Annotated in this window: 16 protein-coding genes; 6 read left to right on the top strand and 10 right to left on the bottom strand. The window is 41.3% G+C overall.

Annotation, left to right across the window (positions count from 1 at the left end; translation table 11 throughout):
* The first annotated feature begins 42 nt into the window (after window positions 1-42).
* Window positions 43-501, top strand: a complete 459-nt coding sequence (locus EWM59_RS12320) for a hypothetical protein (RefSeq protein WP_130021279.1) — start codon at window positions 43-45, stop codon at window positions 499-501.
* Here EWM59_RS12320 and EWM59_RS12315 read toward each other — a convergent pair.
* The 9 genes from EWM59_RS12315 to EWM59_RS12275 all read right to left on the bottom strand — a co-directional run bounded on the left by EWM59_RS12315 (window position 498) and on the right by EWM59_RS12275 (window position 12580).
* A complete protein-coding gene (locus EWM59_RS12315) occupies window positions 498-1355 on the bottom strand; it encodes a glycerophosphodiester phosphodiesterase (RefSeq protein ID WP_130021278.1) in 858 nt (285 codons plus the stop codon). The genes EWM59_RS12320 and EWM59_RS12315 overlap by 4 nt on opposite strands.
* Window positions 1356-1363: 8 nt before the next feature.
* Window positions 1364-1564 (bottom strand): hypothetical protein, encoded by a 201-nt coding sequence (locus EWM59_RS12310; protein ID WP_130021277.1) that lies wholly within the window; start codon window positions 1562-1564, stop codon window positions 1364-1366.
* Window positions 1565-1669: 105 nt separating this feature from the next.
* Window positions 1670-3025: a PhoPQ-activated pathogenicity-related family protein gene (locus EWM59_RS12305; RefSeq protein ID WP_130021276.1), complete on the bottom strand. Its 1356-nt coding sequence runs from the start codon at window positions 3023-3025 to the stop codon at window positions 1670-1672.
* 72 nt (window positions 3026-3097) lie between these two features.
* Window positions 3098-4387 carry a neutral/alkaline ceramidase family protein gene (locus EWM59_RS12300; protein WP_130021275.1) on the bottom strand — a complete coding sequence of 430 codons (1290 nt, stop codon included), beginning with the start codon at window positions 4385-4387 and terminating at the stop codon, window positions 3098-3100.
* A gap of 514 nt (window positions 4388-4901) precedes the next feature.
* Window positions 4902-5117, bottom strand: coding sequence for a DUF2281 domain-containing protein (locus EWM59_RS12295; RefSeq protein ID WP_130021274.1), 216 nt, complete (start codon window positions 5115-5117; stop codon window positions 4902-4904).
* Window positions 5118-5220: 103 nt separating this feature from the next.
* The gene (locus EWM59_RS12290; RefSeq protein ID WP_130021273.1) at window positions 5221-6573 is read right to left on the bottom strand and encodes a purple acid phosphatase family protein; all 1353 of its coding nucleotides are present in this window, start codon (window positions 6571-6573) and stop codon (window positions 5221-5223) included.
* Between the two features lie 283 nt (window positions 6574-6856).
* Complete coding sequence (locus EWM59_RS12285; RefSeq protein WP_130021272.1) at window positions 6857-8497, bottom strand: SusD/RagB family nutrient-binding outer membrane lipoprotein; 1641 nt, start codon at window positions 8495-8497, stop codon at window positions 6857-6859.
* Between the two features lie 21 nt (window positions 8498-8518).
* Complete coding sequence (locus EWM59_RS12280) at window positions 8519-11905, bottom strand: SusC/RagA family TonB-linked outer membrane protein (RefSeq protein ID WP_130021271.1); 3387 nt, start codon at window positions 11903-11905, stop codon at window positions 8519-8521.
* A 135-nt stretch (window positions 11906-12040) separates the two neighbouring features.
* Complete coding sequence (locus tag EWM59_RS12275) at window positions 12041-12580, bottom strand: RNA polymerase sigma factor (protein WP_130021270.1); 540 nt, start codon at window positions 12578-12580, stop codon at window positions 12041-12043.
* 863 nt (window positions 12581-13443) lie between these two features.
* Between EWM59_RS12275 and EWM59_RS12270 the strand changes: the two genes are divergently transcribed.
* The gene (locus EWM59_RS12270; protein WP_130021269.1) at window positions 13444-15873 is read left to right on the top strand and encodes an Ig-like domain-containing protein; all 2430 of its coding nucleotides are present in this window, start codon (window positions 13444-13446) and stop codon (window positions 15871-15873) included.
* A gap of 111 nt (window positions 15874-15984) precedes the next feature.
* The gene (locus EWM59_RS12265) at window positions 15985-17139 is read left to right on the top strand and encodes a DmpA family aminopeptidase (RefSeq protein ID WP_130021268.1); all 1155 of its coding nucleotides are present in this window, start codon (window positions 15985-15987) and stop codon (window positions 17137-17139) included.
* A gap of 197 nt (window positions 17140-17336) precedes the next feature.
* Here EWM59_RS12265 and EWM59_RS12260 read toward each other — a convergent pair whose 3' ends face one another.
* Entirely contained in the window at window positions 17337-18200 is an 864-nt protein-coding gene (locus EWM59_RS12260; protein WP_165372163.1) for an alpha/beta hydrolase, read from the bottom strand.
* A gap of 208 nt (window positions 18201-18408) precedes the next feature.
* Between EWM59_RS12260 and EWM59_RS12255 the strand changes: the two genes are divergently transcribed.
* The 3 genes from EWM59_RS12255 (at window position 18409) to EWM59_RS12245 (ending at window position 23160) form a co-directional block, all read left to right on the top strand.
* Complete coding sequence (locus EWM59_RS12255; protein WP_229239346.1) at window positions 18409-20706, top strand: ligand-binding sensor domain-containing protein; 2298 nt, start codon at window positions 18409-18411, stop codon at window positions 20704-20706.
* Window positions 20707-20721: 15 nt separating this feature from the next.
* Window positions 20722-21780: a polysaccharide deacetylase family protein gene (locus tag EWM59_RS12250; protein ID WP_130021293.1), complete on the top strand. Its 1059-nt coding sequence runs from the start codon at window positions 20722-20724 to the stop codon at window positions 21778-21780.
* 201 nt (window positions 21781-21981) lie between these two features.
* On the top strand, window positions 21982-23160 hold the full coding sequence (locus EWM59_RS12245; RefSeq protein ID WP_130021266.1) for a sialidase family protein: 1179 nt from the start codon (window positions 21982-21984) through the stop codon (window positions 23158-23160).
* Window positions 23161-23178 lie beyond the last annotated feature (18 nt).

The following is a 23178-nucleotide window of genomic DNA, read 5'->3' as shown; positions in this document are numbered from 1 at the left end:
AGAAAATAATTCTACTTGTTTTGACCATAATCAGCCCTGAACATGATTTTACTCATAGCTGATGCTTTTCATAAGCAGGTACTTTGCAAAAAATACTTGTTTATGAAATCTGTTCTTAGTAAAATTGCCTATATACTCTTGTTATTTAATGGTTTCGGTGCCTTATATGGCGGTGTAAGATTGATAACACAACCCGATGGCAGTAGTCTGGGGCTACCCCTGAGTTTATTAGCCAACAGTCCTTTTCATGATTTTCTTATACCGGGTATACTCTTATTGCTCAGTAATGGCGTAGCCAGTATAGGGGCTTCTATCAGTTTTACACTTAAACCCCGAAAATTGGCCTGGGTCATATGGGCGCAAGGCGTTATTCTGCTTATATGGCTGATAGTTCAGGTGATTATGATAAAAACACTGCACCCCCTGCAATTTATTTTAGGAGCCGTAGGCGTGGCACTTATCTGGTTAGGTCGTGAAATAGCAAGTAAACAAACACCTTAATTGCTTTCTAAAAGCGTCTGGTAAACTTTTCTTACATAATCGGTCTGAATCAAATCAACACCCATAGTAGTCGCTTTTTTGTAGTTGGTAGTGGTATCTAAGACTCCTAAAACATCAGTGAATACCTTTACTTTGTGCTTATGTATTTCGGCCACCAATTCTGCATTCAGAATAGTCCATCGTACATCAAAAGCATAAGGCTGTAGCTTTGCTATTTTAGCCGCCATCTCCTGCGGTTTATTCAATGAGGGCATTAGTCTGGCTTTCGGGTAAACCTTTTTCAAGTCCAAGAGAAAATCATCAGATCCATAAAAAACCGCATTTTTGAGTAGCTTATCAGCTTTCAATGCCTGCACTAAAGGTTCAGGAGCTACCTCTTTGCAATCAACATACAAATTTGTCTGGTACTTATGCGCCTTATTCCATTGGGCTATTAATTGTGTGGTTTCCTGTAAGGCTGGAATACGTTCTTCCTTAAAAGTTTCACCGTAGCCTTTTCCGGCAGATAATTGTTTTAGTTCTGTGAGTGTAAAATTTTTCATCGATCCTTCGCCATTGGTAGTGCGGTTCAGGGTACCATCATGCAAAATAACTAACTGATTGTCTTTGGTAGTGCGTACATCTATTTCAATATAATCTACGCCCATTTCTAACACAGTTCTGAATGTAGCGAGGGTATTTTCGGGGGCTATCATAGAGCTACCTCTGTGAGCCGATAGACTTAAATGATATTTTTCTTTTAAAGCCTTTGAAGAATCTATTCCCGACTGTGTTTTTTTGGTAAAATTATGGGGTGTAAAAGCACTTGTGTAGAGAATACTACTGATGGCAATAAAAAATGAGAGAGATTTCATTAGTAGATTTATTGGTCTTGCGCAGACTCTATATTTTTATCCGGGTGGGCTTCTGCTAAAAGCTGGTTAAAGTAGCCTTCAAGAATGGTCGAGTACTCGGGAGACATTTCAGTTTCTCCTATATCGGCCAATAGCTCTGCCAGTTCTTCTCTGGAGAGTTGATTGTTGATGAGTCTGCTCATCAAATAATCAGGACGAGAGCTTTCCATGCGTTTTATAGGTTGAGTACTGAATAGTTATCTTTCTCTCAATTGTGGGTATTTAACCACGGAACACCAAGAATTTTGTATGACTCCGTGGTTAAATTTTACTCATTATAACACCTTATTCCCATCAGTAACAAATACCCTTGTGCTTACAGTATAAGTGCCGCCGTTAGGGTCTTTGTATTTTAAATCAACATAAAAGGCAGCAAATCCTTTAGCCGGGTACGGAACTGTTACTTTTACTACAGGCTCTTTGGTTAATTTCAGGTTATGGCTTAACCATAAATTATTACGAAAATCACGGTCTGATGAAGTGGTATGCCACACAGTTGCGCCTACCAGGTCAGTTTGTTGGGCATTAATAGCTAATTCTACCCCCTCTTTAGTATTGGTGGTTGTCCAGGTATTAGCCGGATATTCTTTGTTCATCAGCGTTAAACCGAAAAAGGCTGTCAGTGATTCAAACGCCTGTTTACCGCCTCCCAAATCATGACCTGCATTGGGAGTATAGTGTATCATATTTTTACCCGGAATCTGGTCATAATAATGCTTGATGGCATCAACCGTCCAGTATTCATCATTCGTACCTATGAAAATAATTTTCGGAATATTCATTTTAGCTCTATACGAAAAAGGGTCTATCATGGTTGTAAGCGTTCTCCCTTCTTTTGTATCAGTGCTTTGCGGAATACCTAATTTAGTATAGTCTTCAATCTGAATGCTGTACTCTCCATAGGTTTTAAACTGATAATCAAGTGTAGCTGGCATATTCAGCATATCAATGACCATTGGCCCGATAGCCACTACCCGTCTGTCGTCAATAGCACTTGATAACCAGGTTGTCCAGCCACGTTTAGAAGCGCCAGAAATCACAAATCTGTTTACGGCAAAATTGTTATTTTTCTTCGCAAACTCCTGCACGGCATCCATAGCTCTTACAGCCGATTTCACCATCGGGAAAAGCAAAGGCCACGAATAATCATTGTCTTTTTTGAAATTGTGCAACGTATAAGAAATGAGTGCATCTTCGGTCAGGTTATCATAAAAAGGCTGGTTAGGCACTTGTTTAATGAGGGCAACCAGGGCTTTGGTTTTCTCTGCCATACCTGCCAGCGACGGCCAGAGTTTATCGTCTTTGCTCCAGTTTGGTTGCTCGTCTTTGTTCGAACCACCTGTTACAAATAACAAAGCACCATCATATTGTTTGTTTTTAGGCACAAAGATAGTTAGTTGATGTCTCCATGTAAATTGTCTCCATTTCTGCGACGTCAACACCAGGTTATACATGGTTACATTATCTTTGGTTAGTGAGTCTTTTACTTCCCATTTAAAAGACTTATCGCCGTTATTGATATAACTTTTAAGTGCCGTTTCGGGCGTAATTGAATGCTGTGCATAAATACTAACCGATGTAATGACATAGGCCGTACAAAGCGTAAACAATCTGATTAGCGTACTTTTCATAGATGAGGTTTTTATAGGAGGGAAAATCCGGTTGGATAATCAGGTTAGAAATTCCCGTCGATGATGAATAAATTATTGTGGTTTTGGACTATCCTTTACTAATTTAAGGGCTTGTTCTATATAAATTTCTCCGGTCATTTCGCCTAAACTGGTTCGGCTTACGTAATCATACCGTTTAAAACTATTGAAATCTACTTTGGTAAGCATATACCCGAAGGCATCGTTGGTAAGCCCGAATAAAAACGGCATTTTGGTAGGCATATTACGTTTTACATAATATCCGATATTCGGCAAGGCTTCTCCGGGTATAGTCAGTATCTGGGCAGGGCCTATATTCAGCAGATTCAGTTGCGTACTTACCACATTCTCTTTATTCAGTTCATGCTTCAAGGGAGAGTTTTTCAGTATATAACGCATTACTTCCGAATCGACCGGAAACTCTATTTTACGGGCTACACAATACAGGTTCGGGTTTTCTAATACAGGTGCTTTTTCTACAATCCGCAAGGCTTCGTCAGCCAATAGCTCACCAATCCTGATACATTCTTCCCAGGTATTGGCTTCTTTTTGACCTGCCCCTTCTTTGCCATATTCTAAACGAGTATCGGCCGTTACCATTCCCCCTTGTGCGCCATTCATAAATAGGGCGATTCCGCCTGCTTTAGATTCAATGCGGTCATATAAAGGTCCGCAAAGGTCTGGGCTTAAAATACCACGACCCGACCCTAAAACCTCGGGATGCACTGCATAATTTACCAGCGTAGCAATGGGCTTGCCTTGTTTGCCGCCAGTAGTGGCAATGGCCTGAATAACCCCACAACGAGGGTCATATAAGGCAGGTGCATAATAGTTATAAGCTATTTTGCCTTTGGCTTCATCAACCGCAATTTTCAACGAAGCAGGCTCTAATTTGCTGACGGCTTCGTTTACAGCATCAGCAATCTGTTGCACGCACCAATCCAGGTATTTTAAATCGGCAGACGATTTTCCGGTAGCATCAGGGAACGCATACGCATCAGGCCCGCTATGGGTATGTGTAGCACCAATAAGAATATTTTCCGGTGGAATACCTTTGATTAAGGCTCTTGATTTATTACCTAAAATAGAGGTCCAACCCAGATTATCTACGTTTACAATCGCAATGCGTGTGCCGCCTTTTTCAAAAACCATCGCTCTGGCAAACAAGTCTCCTTTCTTCTCTTTAGCTGGTTTAGGCGTACCAATCCCACCGGAAACAGGTAAAAGCGGATCAGGTGTAATAACCCGAATGGCTGCCCCTACTTTCAGGGTCTGTGCATTGCTGAAAGAAACATTAAAAAGGCAGTAAATAAGAAGAGTAATAATAAAAGAACACTTTTTCATTGGGTTTGTAGGTAGTTTGAATAGTCAATTGTTGCCTTAAAGGGCAAAATCAGGTTAGTTTCTGATTAAATCATTTTCACCGAATGATTAGGTTTCAAGAAATAAACGGTTCATTCGTAGAGACGTAATGCTTTACGTCTCCATTGGACTTTGCAATCCAATAAATGCTATTTAAAGATAAAAAACAATAGGTCGTTTTAAGGTGTTAATAGCCCCTTGGAGACGCATGCAATGCGTCTCTACAAAAGAACGCTTATTTCTTGAATCTCAATTATTCATTAAACCTTGCATTTCTTTATACTACCTATTCTTAAGAAAGTACTATTGAATATAGGAAGATTTTTTGGGTAGATAGGATGCAAATAATAAACAACAAACTATTGATGAATGTATAAGTGAGAACTGTTTAGAAGTCAGAAAAGAAGGACACTGTTATTGATTTATTTTCTGAGATTGTAATGTAGTAAGATAAGACTGGCTTAGAGAGCAGAAAGGTTCTTAAATAAATATGCCATTACATATAATCTTTTAAGTCATCTAACGGTTCGTTAAAATCATCAGAAACCTTTATAGTACCTTTTAGTGTACCAAAAGGGCGTTTTTTAAAAGAGGTTTTATCGCTTATCTCTTCTACAAAAGTAATAAGTACTTTTGATTTTCTGCGTAGAGGAGGATTCTCCTTAAAAACTACCTGCCCATTCTCATAAATTCCTTCAACAGTTATAAGCATAATTCATTGGTTTGTTAACCAAATATACAGAAAATATTTATGATGCTATAAAAAAAGGGATAAGAGTTCTCTCCTATCCCTGCTGTAATTTTTCCTAACAACCTCAATTCTTCTCCGGTGTTTTAGGAATTTTATTCACTAAAAGATTTGGCTTGCCGGGTTGTTTCTGTAAATCAAAGGCATCATATAGTTCTCCGGTAGCTGTAAAAGCTTTATAAGAGAGTACATTGTCTTTGACGGTAAGCAACTGAAACAACTGGGTATTACTTGCTTTGCGGCTCATCCAGGGGTCGTTAGATATGTCATACATCTTCGGTCCTGAAACAGATACTACATACACCGTACCTGATGCCTGGTTTTTGTTCCCTTGTACATTTACCGTATTACTCACCATGCCACGTCCGTAGGCGTGGTCGTGGCCTTGTAAGACAATATCCACTTTGTGTTTATCTACAATCGGCTTAAAGCGGTTGCGTAATTCTATATTATCACGATTAGGTTTGGTTGAATAAAACGGGTAATGAAGTGTAATAGCGGTCCATTTACGTGGGTTATGTGTCAATACCGAGTCTAACCATTTAGCCTGTGCCGAGGCAAAATGCTCTGATTCGTCAATTTCTTCGGCATTTAATGAAATCACTTTCAGGTCTGAATAATTTATCTCATAGCAGGTTTCTTCCAGTCCTTTCGGGCCATTGGTCGGTAAAGTAAACTGTGGTCTCCATTGCGGAGATAACTTGCCTTTGCCGTATTCATGGTTACCGGGGGTCATTACACTGGGTACAGTAGCATGAATGTGTGAGCCAGCATAAAACCACTCACCCCACTCTACATCATGGTCGTTGCGGTTAATCAGGTCTCCGGCATGTAGCATAAAAGATACTTCAGGCATGGTTTTATATGCTTCTCTGATAACCCTCGACCACAATGATTTTACATCATTCTGGGCATCGCCGAAATACAGAAACGAAATCGGACGGTTAGGTTTGTTTGAAGGCATCCGAAACTGAAACCATTCGCTCCAGTGCTTGTCATAGCCAACTCTATACACATATAAGCCACCGGGTTCCAGGTTTTCTATCACACCCGAGTGATACCAGGATTTCACTTCCGGCTCCTGTTGGTATTTTACTTTGAGGTACTCAGAAGTAGCATAAATAGTACGGACGTTTTTCAAAAACTGTGTTCCGTCGGTAGCAATGGCTACCTGTATTTCTCCTTTGGTAATAGTGGTATCTGTACGCCAGTTCACTCCGATAGAAGTTTCAGGCGTTGGTGTCAGATTTAGTATGATGCGGTCGGGTGTGGCTGAGGGAAACAGAACTTTTACGTCCATGTTTAACGATACAGCCTGCTCATGCGGATGTGTATGCGATTGAGAAAAAGTTGTGTGGAAACTACTACTACAAATAAAAAAACAAAAAATTCTGTATATCTTTTTTCTGATAAAATTCATAATTCAGAGGTTTGGGTCTCTTAATAAATCAGAGGGCTGTCTCAAAAGTTTTTTACGCCAAATAATCTTCGGGATTCTTCCTCACCGCGCGGCGGCCGCCCCAACCCCTCTCCCTCGGGAGAGGGGCTAAAAGTCTCCCTCCGTGCGACGTCCGCTCCTTGTTCAGGAGAGGGAGATTTAGAGCGGACGCCGCACGGGGTGAGGTGAGGCTGGGCCAAATAATATTTGGCTTGGTAAACTTTTGAGACGCCCTCCCTGATTTTTACTTCAAAACAATCTACTTTTACCAAGGTTTTCCGGTTCCCTGAATTACCCAGGGTTTCGACCATGCACTATTTTTTCCGTCAGCCTGCGAGAAATTAGTTACTTCTAATTTCTCCAAAGCGGCATTGGTGTTAGCTTTGTTAATGTTCAGTTCGTCTTGCATATAATAGAATCTAACCGGTAATGCCTGACGTTTTGCTGCAGGGCCTGCTTTTAATGCAGGGAAGCCAGTTCTTCTGAAATCAAACCATGCTTCGGTAGCAGCTGTCCAGCTGGCAATCCATTTTTGTTCTATTACCTGTTTCAAAGTACCTTCGTAGGCAACGCCCGGCGTAGTTAAATAGGCATCTGCTTTGCTGCCTACTGTCCAGGTATTTAAAGAAGCTCTTACACCTGCTTCATAACGTGCCTTGGCGTCTCCTGCGTTCCAGCCTTTCAGGGCTGCTTCTGCCAAGATAAAGTTTACTTCAGCCGCCGAAATCAAACGGGCTCTTAATAATGGGCCGGTAGCTGCTTTGTAAATATCGTTCAGGAACGAAACGTGCGGATTGAAAGAGGTCTGACCTGGCGTTGGATTCAGGTTAAAAGCTGATGGTAAAGCTGAGAAACTGGTAGGAATACCTACATACTCAGGGTCAGTATCAACTACGGTGTTACCCACTTTATCAGGCGATAAATATCTTTTACCACCTTCAATTTTATCGGTACCTGCCGGAAGCGACGCATCAACCACTAAAGGAACCTCAACTTTGTTTGCCCAGATTCCTAAACGCGGGTCTTTTAATGCCTGTAACGTTTCTACGAAAGTTCCTGCCATTTTGATACGGCGGTAGTTGCTACCACTCACATCAAAAACTGTATTTGCCGGCCATGCAGTGCCATCACTTGTACCCGGAAAGCCCATAGTAGCATCTTCTGAGTTTACGGTCATGATTGGATATTGTGCGGCATTACCCACAATTTTCTCAATACCTGCTTTGGCAACATCTGGTTTTTTGGCAGAAATACGCATATAATAACGTAGCGCTAACGAGTTAGCCATTTTTCTCCATTTGGCAGGGTCGCCTGAAAAGTAAACATCTACGTTATCTACTATACTTGAGTACTCAGCTTTTGATTTAGATAAAAGCGTATTAGCTTTTTCAAGGTCAGCTAAAATACCTGTATAAATTACCTCCTGGCTATCAAAAGCCGGAAGTATATCTTCTGGTTTACCCAATTCACCTTTCAATCCGGTGTTATACGGTGCATCGCCCCACAAGTCGGTAATTAAACCAAACATGAACGATTTCATGACTAATGATACCCCTTGGTGAAACTCTAATTTCTCGGCTACTGCTCTGTCGTACACCAATTGGTTGTTACGCAAAATATCGTAGTATCCGCTCCAGCTTTGGTTGCCACCCCAGTCGTAATCGTTATGACCCGACGACCACGCATCTTTTTGTGTATGCTGTACAACCCCTGCAATATCCTGATAGCCAAGGTTCACATAAAGTTTTGCAGCTTCAGTCAATACAGTTGGCAATACCAGATTAGGGTTCACGAGGTCAGGCTGTATCCCATTGGGATTATTGTTCACTTCTGTCAGGTCTTTGCAAGAGAAAAGCCCTGTAAACAGAAAAGCTAATGCAATAATTTTTTTATAATTCCTTTTCATTGATTTCGTGTTTAAAGATTTTTAGAATGTTAAACCAAGTTTAAATCCAACCGGAACTACCCAAGGAGTAACGTTGTATCTTTCGATACCTTGTTTAAACTGCGTACCTGCCTGTGTACCTGCTTGTGGCTGGAATGCCATCTCCGGGTCGATACCGATTTTAGCGGCTGTCCATAGCATGATATTACGGCTATAAACTGATACGTTAGCACTTTGCATACCCAATCTTTTCACGAAAGAACTTGGTATTTCGTAGCCTAATGAAATTTCTCTCAGTTTGATATAAGAAGCATCAAACAAAGCAGCTCTTGTGAAATCCCACGGATAGTTGTCGCCATAAGGAATAATTTTGGTTCCGGCACCACCCAGGTTTTCTTTATAACCGATAATCTGACCTGCCTCGTTGTATTGCGCAATAACACCAGGGTTAAATACACCATACATATAAGTATTACCGCCGTATTCAAAAGGATACCCCCCGTAAGCAGCAGTAGGACCACCTACAATATTGAATTTGTTTCCGGTTACTCTTACAAGGTCATTATCAATCAGGTAGTTACGAAGGGCATCGCCTGTTAAACCATTCGGATTAATCAGGTTATCAAGGAAACGTTGCGATTTCAAATCAGACTCACCATAACGATAGGTTTGTGAAACAAAATCGCCGCCTTGTCTCCAGTCAAATGTAGCATTCAGACTGAAGTTTTTATAAGTCAACGAAGCCTGGAAGCCCAAGATGAAATCAGGGTTGAAGTTACCGATTTTGTTACGGGTATTGCTGGCGGCAACTGCTTGCCAAGAACCGTTTTCGTCTAAGATAGGATAACCGAAGTAGGGCGAATTAGGGTCTTTTACCGTAACCAATTCTGCATCATAAATATCACCGATTGTCTCACCTACGTAAGTCCATGCACCACCTTTGGCATCTGTCCATAAAGTATAGAAATCAAGACCTGGACTTAACTCTTTGATAACTGTTCTGTTTCTGTAGAAGTTAGCTGTCAAATCCAATCTCCAGCCATTATTTTCAAATGGCGTACCACCTACTGTAATTTCAGTTCCTTTACTTACTAACAAACCTGCGTTGATGTTTTTAGAGGTAAAGCCTGTTGATGGAGGTAATTTGGTTGGGATAATCTGGTTTCTGTTTTCAACCATGTAGTAAGTACCCGATACTCTCAATTTGTTTTTGAACATGGTTAAATCGGCACCTACTTCATACGAAGTCGAGATTTCAGGTTTCAAATCAGGCAATAAAATCGTACCCGATTTCGACAAACGGGTAAGACCTCCCCACGCTTCGTTGTTAGCCAGGGTGTTTATCAAAGCATACGGGTTTGTATCATTACCTACCTGTGCTACACCTGCTCTTAGTTTCAGCATATTCAGATTAGGCGACGAAGTAGCAAACATTTCATTAACTAATACGCTCAATGAAGCAGATGGGTAGAAATAAGAACGGTTGGCCGCAGGCAAAGTACTTGACCAGTCGTTTCTGGCGGTCAGGTCTAAGAATACCATATCCTTATAGCCCAAATTTGCCATTCCATAAGCACTATAAACCACTTTTCTTGAAAGTGTACTGATGTACTCAAGGTTGGCAGGCGCAATATTCTGTAAAGTAAACAAGCCCGGAATAATCAAACCGGTACCGTTACGGCTTCTGTTGGTAACATCTCTGTATTCGGTATTACGTGAGTTGGCACCTCCTGATATAGAAACTGAGAAGTCTTTCAGGTTTTTGTTATAGGTCAATAACATATCGGCGTTACTTTCAAAACGTTTCAGGTTAATGACACCATAAGCACCACGAGGCTCTGCTGTGTAGCTACTGCTGATTTTAGTTTCACGGTTTTCGCCATAAGTATCTACTGAGTATCTACCCATTAAACTTAATTCAGGGGTAATCTGGTAGTCAGCTTTGATATTACCAAACAAACGATTCCTTTCAAAGCCATTTCTTACTTCATGCGCCAGGAACCAAGGGTTGTTATAGTTTCCTTTTGCCTGAGACAATTGTTGTAATCCTTCTTGTCCAGGAACCCAGTAGTTTTTCAACTCATTGATGTCGATATGCGGAGATACGGCATAAGCCCATTGCAATGGGTTAGCCCCTCTTTCACCCGCAGGGCGGTTGTTAGAGTTATTACGGCTTAAATCAATATTGGTACTTACTCTTAATTTATTGCTTAATTTTAATGACGTAGCAATAGCCAATGAGTTTTTGAATAAATCAGAACCCGGAATAATACCACGGTTAGTCATGTTTGAATAAGCTACACGATAGTTTACAAAATCATTGCTGTTGGCAATGGATATACCATTGGTAGTAGTGATACCTGTCTGTACAAAGTCTCTGATATTGTTAGGGTGAGAAACCAGTTCTGTCGGAATTGGTTTGCCATTTGCATCTTTAGGGCTATTCCATTGAACGGCTTTGTAACCTTTATCTAATTCAGGACCTACACCACCTGCCGAACCTTCATCAATAATTAATACACCACCCGGATAAGGGTTGTTATCTGGTGTGAAAGGAAGAATACCTGTAGCGTATTTAGAGTGTAAATCAAGGAAACGATAAGGATTATCAAATACTGTATTGGTAATCAGGTTTACAGTCATTTTCTTTGCTTTCGAGCCATTTTTGGTAGTAATAATTACCACCCCATTACCTGCTCTTGAACCATACAGGGCTGCTGCACTTGGTCCTTTCAGCACCGAAATGCTTTCAACGTTTTCAGGGTTTAAGTCAGAGATTGCATTACCGTAGTCAACACGGTTATCGCCACCCACCTGGCTTACGTTGTTTAAAGTATTAATGATAGGTACACCATCAATTACAAATAATGGCTGGTTATCGTTGCTCAACGATTTAGCCCCACGGATAACCATACTTACTGACGAACCTGTGGCCCCTGTAGAGTTAATAGCCACCCCTGCTACTTTACCCGACATGGCATTTAATACGTTTTCGTTAGAAATACGGCTCAGGTCTTTGCCGTCAACCTTACCAACCGAGTACCCCAATGATTTTTCTTCACGTTTGATACCTAAGGCTGTAACCACTACTTCTTTCAGGCTTTCAGCACTTAAATCCATTGCCAGATCAATCGTGCTTCTGTTACCTACCGGAATTTCAGTAGCTTCATACCCAACAAAAGAAAAAACTAATACTGCATCGCTACCGCTTACCTCAATTGAGTAATTTCCGGTGGCATTAGTACTTGTTCCTTTCTGAGTACCTTTCAATAAAATGTTTACGCCGGGCATAGCCGCACCGTCCTCTTTAGAGGTTACCTTACCTGTTACAGTCCGGCTCTGGGCCCAGACTGTAGGAGCCGCTCCTAACAGGATTCCGAAAAAAACCAGCCCCCTAAGCATGCTTCGGAGAGTAAAGTTTAACTTCATAATATGTTTTTTTTAAGTGAAGATAGAATTGTAACTCAAGTGTATTGTTGAATTTAACTGAATTACTGTTTAAGTGGTAAAATGTACTACTGGGTTTATATAATGATTATATAAATTTCATATGGAAGAATTTTCTTACAGAGCCATAGCTAAATCTATACTGCCACGGAGATACTGCTTTGCCTTAACTAACTGATTTTTAACGGTGTTTTTAGAAATACGCATCATTTCAGCAATCTCCTGATACGATTTTCCGTCTTCTACGTTCAGTTTCAGAATCATCTTACGTTTAGCCGGAAGGCTGTTCATCGCATTGCGGAGCAAAACAATTTTTGCCTCTTCGGCCTCTGAATTGCGGTGGTGGTCTTCTTCCATCATTTGCAGATATTGATGTTGAAGTGTCTGGCTCCTTTCTATTTTTTTCAGGTAATCGAAAGCGAGGTTGCGCAGGCAGGTAAAGATGTAAGAATTGAAATTCAGTTCGGGATTAATCTGTTCGCGGCGATTCCAGATTTTGATAAAAACTTCATGCAGCATATTCTCCGCTTCTTCTTCATCTTTCACAATAGCCATCGAAAATCGGATACCGGGTTCTTTGTAGTGGTTATATAACTTAGTAAACGCCGTACTATCTCCCGCGGCGACTTTCATAATGATGTGATCGAGTGCTTCCATGAGTAAGCTAAATTAAAGGATAGGTGTTAAAATTATACTGATAAAAAGAGGGTTCAGATCAACGTAAATAAATACAAAATATTCGCCTAATAATGCTAATTTAAAATTACCATACAATACTCACTGCATCTGAATGCCAAACTTTAAAAAGCTACAAAACACAATGATTATTTATAAAGAGACACCTTATATGGTAGTTGAGACTCCGTACAGATTTATAATAAACTAATGGCTGAATAATTATGAAATAAATATACAAGGATTTTTATAGACCATATTCGCATATTACGTAAAATAATCCTCAAAATGCGCACACCTGCCATTTATTAACTTTCAGCTAAAATTAGAGGTTATTTTGGTAATGGTTTGATAAAACTAAGGCCACCTGATAAGAGGATTTCAGGTTTTTCCGGCAGAAAATTCACTTTCAGGTATAAAGAAATTACCTCATCAAAATGCTTAAAAGTAATTCTATAAGGCTCTTTTTAATGATGCGCTGAACTACCCGTTTTCTTTAAAGATTTCCCGTAAAGAAAAACCATAATCTTTTTTGTAACATCAGACTATTTCGGCAAACAAAACCTCCCTGACTGTAGTTATATTATCTCAGAAATCTGTTTCTCTGTATCACCTTTTTCTGAATCACTCTCCTAAAAAACGCAATAATTTCCGGGTATTTTTTGCACGGCTGATGCAAACAAGCTATCCGTATTTAAACAATCTACCAAAAAGCCCCTAAGAATCAGAAAAGAAAGCTAAATCAAAGGGTCAACCTTTCAGGAAAGCCCATACGCTGCTCTTAGGGTAGTTTTTAGCCTTTAAAAACTGATAAACCTCTTCCTTTAAAAATAAATTTAAAGTCAATGAAACACATCTTTACTTTTAAAAAATACATCGTTCCGGTTTTGAGTATCTTATTATCTGACCTGACTTTTGCACAACCCACTCAACTCCTTACCGAAACACAAACCCCTGAGGGGGTTACCAATAATAGCCTGTCTGTGGCCGAAATGTCAATCATACCTAAGTATAATCCGGAATCATCTATTGCCGGGCATACGCCAGAAAAAACACCTGATACTGGCTTGGTTAATACAGGTGTACATACTGCTACACTTAAAAAACAGGTAATTGATGCACCTATGTATGTATTTGCCAGTTCGGAGAATGTTTGCAGTGGCGATAGTATCTATTTATGGGCTACCTGCAATACCGGAAATCTGGTATGGTATTTATCTACTACTGCTACCAATCCTCTGGGTACGGGTGCCCCTTTCACGCTATTTCCGATAAGTAATGCTACTTATTATGCCGCCTGTGAAACTGAATTTGAAGCAAGTACAAGAGTGGCTACCAATCAGGTAGTAGTATCGGCCAAGCCCAGTATGCCCGGTAATGTGCTTGTTAATAAAACAACTACTTGTCGGGGTACAGATGTTATTGTATCTGCCACTTGTACTGACGGTACCCTGAAATGGTTTAACAATGAATTTGATGCCGATAGCGTTGGTAGTGGCACTAATCTGAGCGTAACCCCAATGGAAACAAAGAGGTATTATGCTGCGTGTAAAAGCGGAAATTGTATCAGCAACCGGATAGCTACTAATGAAATAACTGTGCTTGATGTGCCTGATGCCCCCACACAGGTATTAATTGACAGATCGGAGATATGTAGCGGAACCAATGTCAGCCTGACAAGCAACTGCTCATCAGGGTCATCTTCATGGTACAATACATCGGTTGGTGGAGCCATACTTGATGGCGGTATTCAGACCCCCTTAGAAAATACTACCTATTACGGTGCCTGTATCAACAACGGTTGCGAAAGCCCAAGAAATGACTCTGTTAGTGTGGTAGTTATACGCCAACCCACCGTGCCAACCGATTTAAGAGTTAGTAAAATCTCTATCTGCAAAGGCGAAAGTGTTATTTTATCGGGCACTTGCGACATAGGCATTATTCGCTGGTATAGTTACCCGAAAGGTATCAGTACTTTTCAGGGTTCGGGTAATAACCTTAGTGTAACCCCCGACACTACTACTAATTATTACGCTGCCTGCGAAAACGGGAACTGTGTAAGCGAAAGAACATATACCGAAGATGTGGTAGTAAATGAACATCCGGCTACGCCAACCAATGTGGCTGTTAACTATACAGAGGTTTGTAGTGGAAGTGCCGTGCTATTATCGGCTAATTTCAATGCAGGAACACTGAAATGGTACACAACTGCCTCTGGCGGCACAGCCATTGGCACAGGTACAAACCTGAGCCATAACCCTACTGCGGCTACCATCTATTATGCTGCCTGTGAAAACGGCGGTTGTACCAGTACCCGGGTAGCCACGAGCCAGTTAAATATCCGGCCCAAACCTGCCAAACCTGTCATTGCAGGCAAAACAACTATCTGTAGCGGCGAACACATCAGTTTAACGGCTGACATACCCAACCCCGGTGCGGACTGTTACTGGTCAAGTGGTTTAACAGGTCTTTCTGTTGATGTGTCGCCAACTTCTAACAGGAGTTACAGAGTTTCTATTACTGATAACAATTGCCAGAGTGATTCTTCTGATGCATTTAGTATCATAGTAAACCCCAGACCTGTGCCTCCGGCTATTACTACTAATAATCCTGCTATCTGCAAAGGTGGTTCCACCGTAATCACCGGACAATCAGCCAATACTTCAGATAACTTTTACTGGAGTACGCCACAATCCGGTTCTGGTCGGATAAATGCAGCAATCGGGTCCGACAGGAGTACAAGAGTTGTAACTGAACCCGGTATTTATAAAGGCTGGAGCGAATCGGTTTTTGGCTGTGTGAGTGCCGAAAACAGTATTACTATTCTACAGGCCGCCAACTGTAACGGGCAGAATTTCATTACCATTATGCCCATAAAACCTACTATCTGCCCCAATACTACGGTTACACTAACTGCCAGCGGCTGTAATGGCACTATCACATGGTCAGACGGACATTCGACCTATGTCGGAACATTTATAAAAGTAAGTCCATCGGTTACTACTCCTTATGTGGCACAATGTAGCTCAGGTGGCAGTTCAGGCACCGATGTAGTAGTGGCCAATACAAATGTGGTAGTAGCCAATAATGTTTCTACGGGTGTTGAGCATGTTAAAGCCATTCTCACCTTACAATCGTCCAGAAAAATAGGTGAACCCGACTTTACCCCGGCTCCTAATGTTACCTTTGAAGCAGGTAAATCAATTCTGTTGAAACCGGGATTTGTAGCCGAGCGGCATACTACTTTTACAGCAGAAATCAAGACCTGTTATTAGTTGTCTTGAAAAGGGTAATTTGATTTGAAAAACAAAAAAGCCATCATTATTTAGGTATTCGTAAGGCAAAGCCTTATTTTGATACTTTTTGTAACCTAAGCCATTTTACCCATGAAAAAACTCCTATTCCTGCTTTGTTTGGTTTCTTTACAGCTTATGGCACAAAAACCACGTGCAAGGGGTTTAGGTATCCCGTTCAATGGAACAACTGGTATAAATAATGCCATTACTGATGTGCCGGGTGTTGAAGTAGGTTATAAAACGCTTATCAGTGGTGCGGGTGCATTGCAGGTAGGCAAAGGGCCTGTGAGAACGGGTGTAACGGTTATTCTTCCCAAAGGCAAAACAGATGCGAGCTATCCGGCCGCCTGGTTTTCGTTGAATGGTGATGGCGAACTGACAGGCTTGCCCTACATCGATGATTTTGGCACAGGCTATGGGCCAATCGGTATTACCAATACCAATAGTGTGGGTATTGTAAAAGATGCCATTGGCGAATGGAGTTATAAAAAATTCTCGAAAGGCGATTTCGTCGATTTTTCTTTTGGGCTTCCGACCGTAGGTGAAACATGGGATGGTGTATTGAACGACATCAATGGGTTTCATGTAAAAAAAGAACACGTTTTTGAAGCCTTAGACCAATCTAAAGGCGGAAAAATAGCCGAAGGCAATGTAGGTGGCGGTACGGGCATGGCACTCTATAGTTTCAAAGGCGGTAGTGGTACTGCTTCAAGGGTATTTACCATTGATTCGGTAGCCTATACTTTAGGGGTATTCGTACAAGCTAATTTCGGCCGACGAGATGAATTAACCATTGCAGGTGTACCTGTGGGCAAAGAGATTCAGGATTTAACACCTGTTGTTAATCGTGAAAAACGCAAAGATGGGTCTATCATTGCCATTGTCGCCACTAATGCGCCTCTGTTATCAAATCAGTTAAAACTGATAGCCAAAAGAGTAACGCATGGCATTGCCCGTACAGGCACTTTTTCGCATCATGGTTCAGGCGAAATTTTTCTGGCTTTTTCTACAGCTTCGCCTATATATAATAAGGAATATACAGAAGAGACCTGGAAAGTACTACCCAAGTGGCAACTTGACCCGGTTTTTGAAGCCACGGTACAAGCAACAGAAGAAGCTATCATCAATGCTTTAGTAGCCGCCGAAGACATGGAAGGCATTAACGGCAACAAATATTTCAGCATCCCCCACGACAGGCTGAAAACTATTATGAAAAAGTATAACAGGTTGGAGGAGAAGAAATAAAAATCAAGAATAAACACCCAATTTGTAGAGACGCACGGTTCGCCGCGCGATTGCATGCACCTCCAAAGGTGTTTCCAATGCAATAAATGTAATTTGAGCAATAAAAATCATATATCTATCCTGGTATTCATAGACCCGTGAAGACGCAGGCACTGCGTCTCTACAAAACGATTATTTGCGATATGCACCTTTCTATCCTATTTCGCAGGATACACCTGCTGTAACCATACACCCAATTTGGTATAAATACTAAACAGGCTTTTTCTCATTTCATGGGTTTCACCGGGGTATAACTCTAATTGTGATCGGATACCCAAAGCCTGTAATTTCTTATACAATTCTTTCGACTGACTCACATGGACTAATTCATCACTTTCGCCATGAAAAATAATAGTAGGCACACCGGTTTCTTTTTTCAGGTGGTAAATAGGACTGGCCTCAAGAGCAATAGGTGCCTGCGGACTCACATCGCCTAAAAACTGATTGATAATCCCACTAGCCGTAGGATTATCTCTGAAAACCTTATCCGTCAAATCTGTTGGCCCTACTATATCTATTACCGTTTTTATCTGCTTTTTGGCATCGTGCTTATAAGTATATAATAAGGATAAGTGCGCTCCGGCACTTACGCCTAATAAAGCAAACTCATTACCATTATACCCATAAGTACTGGCCTGAGCTGTAAGGAAAGCAATGACATTTTTTAAATCCTCAATTTGCGCAGGAAACCGATTTTTGCCCTCACGCAATAAACGATAATTGATAGCGGCTACGCCATATCCTTTGGCAGTAAGGTTATTAATCAGTATTTTCGGAAAATCGTTCTTGCTCCCCCATTTCCATGAACCTCCATGCACATAAATAATCAGCCTTGTATTGGCTGAATGAGTAAGGGGCAGATATAAGTCTAATAAATTGCCATTCCCTTCCGCCGGACCATATCGGAGGTTAAGGTGTTGCTGATACGTGGAATCCTGTCCGAAATGCTGCGCAAAGTTTTTGCTCCATACTTGTGTAGAAGCCAGAAAAGCCACAGCAAGGCTTAAAAATGTTTGATTCATCAGTTTAATAATCATAGCTGAAATTTTGAAATCTATAAAGTCGATATCTTTTGAGTCCCTGCAATAGTAAAGAATAGGTTTACTAATCACTCACCCAATTACCTTCTTACAAACTAAAAAAAGCCTGAAATATTGTTTTTTTTTCTTTAAACAATAGTCTTGAATGGGTGTATTGAAGTAATTACTTGTATAAAGACAAATATCTACCATGCTGGTTTCCCGACTCGATACTTACAAGAAAACTATCTTTTACTTTATACTAAGTATAGGAGCAGTTCTTTTTATGTATGCCTGTAAATCATCAGAGAAGCAAAGCGTGGCAACCACCTACAAAGACGAACCATTCTGGCAGGAATACCATGAAGCCTATCCTATAAGCACTCATGCAGAAGAAAACGATGTAAGAAGCATAGCAGTTGATAAGGCAAAAAATATCTGGGTAGCTACTGCCTCGGGTATATTCATGAAAAAGCCTGACGAACTAAAATGGACATCTATCCAGACCGGAGCAGACAAAGGTCCTGCTTTTTCAGTGGCTACTGATACCAATGGAAATGTATGGGTAGGCACTTGGAATGGCGTTTACCGTTATCAAAACAATCAGTTAGAAAAACTAACCGGAGTTGTTGCGCCTATATCGGCTATCTGTACTGCACCAGAAGGAGTATATGCCATAGGGCCAAATGGTATCTGGTTATTTGATGGTAAAACCTTTACAAAACCAAAATCAGATAAAGAGGGCTATCAATTACCCCGTTCTATCAGAGACGTAATTTCTGATAATCAGGGGGGGCTGTGGATTGCCAGCGATGTAGGCTTATACCATACCTCTGCCAAAGAAACCAGTTATTATCGCAATAAAGATAAAGTTATCAGCGGCTATATTAAAGGTGTAGCAATCGATAGCAATCAGCACCTGTGGGCAGGTGGCTTAGGAGGTGTAAGCATTCTTGAGAACGGAAATAAGCTGAGAGAAATTACCCCACAGCAAGGCTTGCCTACTGTTTTTGTTACCTGTGTAGATAATGCGCCTGATGGCACCCTGTGGGTAGGTACAGAGCAGGGCGTGGTACGCTATAAACCGCATAGTGATAAGGCAGATAGTACTTATTCGATGCTTTTCAGTCGCCGATGGTTGTTAGACGACCATGTAAATGATATTGCTTTTGATGCTACTGGCAATGCCTGGATAGCTACGCCTAAAGGGGTAAGTGCCATTAAAAAAAGCCCCATGACATTGGCACAGAAAAATGACTTTTTTATGGACTTGCTGATGAAACGGCACATACGTGAACCCTGGATTGCCGGACAGTGCCATTTACGAATACCCGGAGACACCACCTCTTGGCAACCCGAAGATGACGACAATGATGGTGAATATACAGGCAACTATCTGGCAATGGAAGCATTCAGATATGCTGCCACCAAAAGCCCCGAAGCTAAGGAAAATGCCCGTAAAGCATTTGGATTCTTAAAATTGTTGCAGGAAGTAACCGATACCGAGGGCTTTTTTGCCCGTACAATCGTACCGTCGTCTTGGAATTTTGTACATGATGGCAACCGTACTTTTACCCCACATCAATTAGCTGATGAATTGGTGAAAGAACCTCGTTTTAAACCTGTGGAAGTGCGTTGGAGAAAATCAAAAGATGGCAAATGGCTCTGGAAAGGAGATACAAGCAGTGACGAAATGTGCGGGCACATGTTTGGGTATTTCTTTTATTATGAATTAGTAGCCGATGAAACCGAAAAAGCTATTATCAGAAAACACGTAAGCCGTATTGTTGACTATCTGATAAAACATAACTTCAACTTTGTTGATATTGATGGCAAACCTACCCGTTGGTCGGTATGGTCGCCTGACCAGTTGAATCGTGACCCTGAATGGGCACCCGATAAGGCTCAGAACTCAATGGAAATGTTAGCTTTTCTGAAATTTGCGCATTATATCACCCAAGATGAAAAGTATCAGCAACAGTATTTAAGATTGATTAAGGACGAACATTACCTTGATAACATGGCCGAAGTGCCAAACCAGAACCGGGCGTGGTTTATTTATTTCGATACCATTCTGCAAGCCTATCTGTATCCTATTCTGTTAAAATGTGAAACAGACCCTGAACGTCTATCTTTTTACAAAAAGCACCTTGATGAATGGTTTGAAAGACGTAAAGCCGACCATAATCCACTCATTAATTTTATCTATTGTTACGCACGGAATAAACAGGCCGAAATTAATAATTCAGTTGATTTTCTGAAAGATACACCGTTGGATATGGTTGACTGGCATATTGACCATACCAGACGGGAAGACATTCAACTGGTACGCAGTATTGTATTAGACGAGTTACAGGTTTCAAAACTTCCGCCTGCCAGTATCAGAAAAACTGTCCGTTGGGACAAAAATCCTTGGGATGCCCGAGGCGGCGACCCACAGGTTGAAAGAGAACCTGTTTTCTGGCTCTTGCCTTACTGGATGGGCAGATATTTACATATGATTCAATAAACAAACCTTATAATGATGAACAAACCAGGCTTACTTATATTATGCTGTTTTCTGTGGACATCGGTCATTTCTGTGAAAGCACAGGAAACCTATGCCGAGAAATTGGGTTTTCCGAAAGGTAAAAAAGTAGTGATTTTCCATGTTGACGATTGTGGTATGTCATACTCCTCCAATCAGGGAGCCATCAAATCTATCGAAAAAGGAGTAGCTACTTCTTGTAGTATCATGATGCCTTGTGCCTGGGCACCCAGCTTTATCAAAAATTATATTCAGAAAAATAACCCCAATCTCGATGCAGGACTTCACCTGACACTTACGTCTGAATGGAAAGATTACCGATGGGCTCCGGTGGCAGGGTTTCAGCATGCACCCGGTCTGGTAGATGACGAAGCCTGTATGTGGCATACTGTAGAGCAGGTAGTAAAAAATGCCTCAGCCGATGAAGTAGAAAAAGAAATCAGGGCACAAGTTGAAAGAGCCTTGAAGATTGGGCTGAAACCCACGCATCTCGATTCACACATGGGTACGCTCTTTGCCAGTCAGGCTTTTTTAGAGCGATACATTAAAGTAGGTGTAGAATATGGGATTCCGGTGATGTTTCCGGGAGGGAATAATAAATTACTGATTGAATGTCAGAATGCCCCATTAATCAAAAGTCTGAAAGCCAAAGGGCAATGGAAAGAAGGCATGGAACTGCCTGTGCCTGCCCTGCTTAAACAAACCAAATCGGTTGGCGAAATGATATGGAAAGCAGGTTTACCTGTTTTAGACGACCTGCATACCATCAGCGGCGACTGGAAACCTGAAGGTACTACCACACCCGAAGAATGGGGTAAATACAAAGCGCAGAAGTTTATTGAAACCCTGAAAAATATGCAACCGGGTGTAGCCATGCTGATTGTGCATAGCAGCGATATAACCGATGCCTTTAAATACATCAGTGGTTCGGGAGGTTCAAGGTATGCCGATATGCTATCAATGATGAGTCCGGAATTAAAGGCATATATTGAATCAGAAGGAATTATTATGACAACCTTCCGGGAGTTGATGGAGAGAAGGAAGAAGGTGAGATAATATTATATCAATCCATTTTGTAGAGCCGACATGCTGCGGTAGGTCGCTACCTCGGCTCCGATGATATATCAATATCAGTTTATTTTAATCGAGAAGGGATTTTTGAAAATAGAATATGGATTTTTTCTATTTATTGCCCCTTGGAGACGCCAGCATGTCGTCTCTACAAAAATGGTTTATTTTTAATAGTATGATATTTTAATGAAAAAACCATACCTATTCACTCTATTTATATGCCTAACTGCCCATCAATTATGGGCACAAAACCCTGCGGTTGTTAATGCTATGCTGATTTTTCCGACACAGGAAAAACACGTGCATGGAAGCAGTATAGTGAGTTTGCCGAACGGAGATTTTCTAACAGTATGGTTTCAGGGAAGTGGCGAGCGCACAGCCGATGATGTAAGAATTATGGGAGCAAGATTAAAGAAAGGGGAGAAAACATGGAGTGAACCTTTTCTGATGGCCGATACGCCCAATATTCCCGATTGTAACCCTGTACTGTTCTTAAATCAGGAGAATAAACTCTTTCTGGTCTGGATTGCCGTACAAGCCAATAAATGGGAGCAATCAATTCTGCGTTTTAAAACCTCAACCGATTATAACCAAAGCGGTGCGCCGGTATGGAACTGGCAGGACAATATCCTGCTGAAACCCAACGATGATTTTGCCAGAGAAGTAGCCGCCAAACTCAAAAGTTTGCCTGATACACATCATGGCTGGGCCGGATATGCCCCCGAATACGATGAAATGATAACGGAGGCCAGCAAAGATGCCACTAAACGAAGCATTGGCTGGATGACAAGAATCAAACCACTTTTGATGCCAAACGGGCGCATTGTACTTCCATTATACTCTGATGGTTTTAACCTGTCGATGATGGCGATTTCAGAAGACAACGGTACTACCTGGCGACCGAGCCTGCCTTTGGTGGGTCGTGGCCCTATTCAACCTGCGGTAGTGCAGAAGAAAAACGGTAATCTGATAGCCTATATGCGTGATAGTGGCGATAGTCCTCCACGGGTACATTACAGCGAATCAACCGATAAAGGGGAAACTTGGTCAGCTTCAGTTAAAATGGACATTCCGAATACGGCCAGTGTTGAATTGCTGGTATTGAACGACGGCAGATGGGCATTTTTAGGCAACGATATTTATAATGGTCGCTATCAGTTGAGCTTATACCTGTCAGACGATGAGGGCAAAACCTGGAAATGGAAGACACGCATGGAAGACCATGACCCAAAGAAAGGAGGGTTTTCATACCCCTCGCTCATTCAGACAAAAGATGGGTTGTTACACATGACCTATTCGTATCATCTGGATAAAGACAAAAAATCAATTAAATACGTGGTGGTTGACCCACAGAAAATTAAGTAAAACCCAACACACAAAAAT

The organism is Emticicia agri (assembly GCF_004168285.1).
Classification (GTDB): domain Bacteria; phylum Bacteroidota; class Bacteroidia; order Cytophagales; family Spirosomataceae; genus Emticicia; species Emticicia agri.
Note: the sequence above shows the minus strand (reverse complement) of the source record. Positions and strands in the feature narration are given on the sequence as shown.

Bases quoted from the DNA above. Each gene is read 5' to 3' on its own strand.
- EWM59_RS12285 (WP_130021272.1), bottom strand. From the start codon at position 8,497: ATGAAAAGGAATTATAAAAAAATTATTGCATTAGCTTTTCTGTTTACA.
- EWM59_RS12310 (WP_130021277.1), bottom strand. From the start codon at position 1,564: ATGGAAAGCTCTCGTCCTGATTATTTGATGAGCAGACTCATCAACAAT.
- EWM59_RS12280 (WP_130021271.1), bottom strand. From the start codon at position 11,905: ATGAAGTTAAACTTTACTCTCCGAAGCATGCTTAGGGGGCTGGTTTTT.
- EWM59_RS12300 (WP_130021275.1), bottom strand. From the start codon at position 4,387: ATGAAAAAGTGTTCTTTTATTATTACTCTTCTTATTTACTGCCTTTTT.
- EWM59_RS12255 (WP_229239346.1), top strand. From the start codon at position 18,409: ATGCTGGTTTCCCGACTCGATACTTACAAGAAAACTATCTTTTACTTT.
- EWM59_RS12305 (WP_130021276.1), bottom strand. From the start codon at position 3,025: ATGAAAAGTACGCTAATCAGATTGTTTACGCTTTGTACGGCCTATGTC.
- EWM59_RS12265 (WP_130021268.1), top strand. From the start codon at position 15,985: ATGAAAAAACTCCTATTCCTGCTTTGTTTGGTTTCTTTACAGCTTATG.
- EWM59_RS12290 (WP_130021273.1), bottom strand. From the start codon at position 6,573: ATGAATTTTATCAGAAAAAAGATATACAGAATTTTTTGTTTTTTTATT.
- EWM59_RS12250 (WP_130021293.1), top strand. From the start codon at position 20,722: ATGAACAAACCAGGCTTACTTATATTATGCTGTTTTCTGTGGACATCG.
- EWM59_RS12270 (WP_130021269.1), top strand. From the start codon at position 13,444: ATGAAACACATCTTTACTTTTAAAAAATACATCGTTCCGGTTTTGAGT.
- EWM59_RS12295 (WP_130021274.1), bottom strand. From the start codon at position 5,117: ATGCTTATAACTGTTGAAGGAATTTATGAGAATGGGCAGGTAGTTTTT.
- EWM59_RS12315 (WP_130021278.1), bottom strand. From the start codon at position 1,355: ATGAAATCTCTCTCATTTTTTATTGCCATCAGTAGTATTCTCTACACA.
- EWM59_RS12320 (WP_130021279.1), top strand. From the start codon at position 43: ATGATTTTACTCATAGCTGATGCTTTTCATAAGCAGGTACTTTGCAAA.
- EWM59_RS12260 (WP_165372163.1), bottom strand. From the start codon at position 18,200: ATGAATCAAACATTTTTAAGCCTTGCTGTGGCTTTTCTGGCTTCTACA.
- EWM59_RS12245 (WP_130021266.1), top strand. From the start codon at position 21,982: ATGAAAAAACCATACCTATTCACTCTATTTATATGCCTAACTGCCCAT.
- EWM59_RS12275 (WP_130021270.1), bottom strand. From the start codon at position 12,580: ATGGAAGCACTCGATCACATCATTATGAAAGTCGCCGCGGGAGATAGT.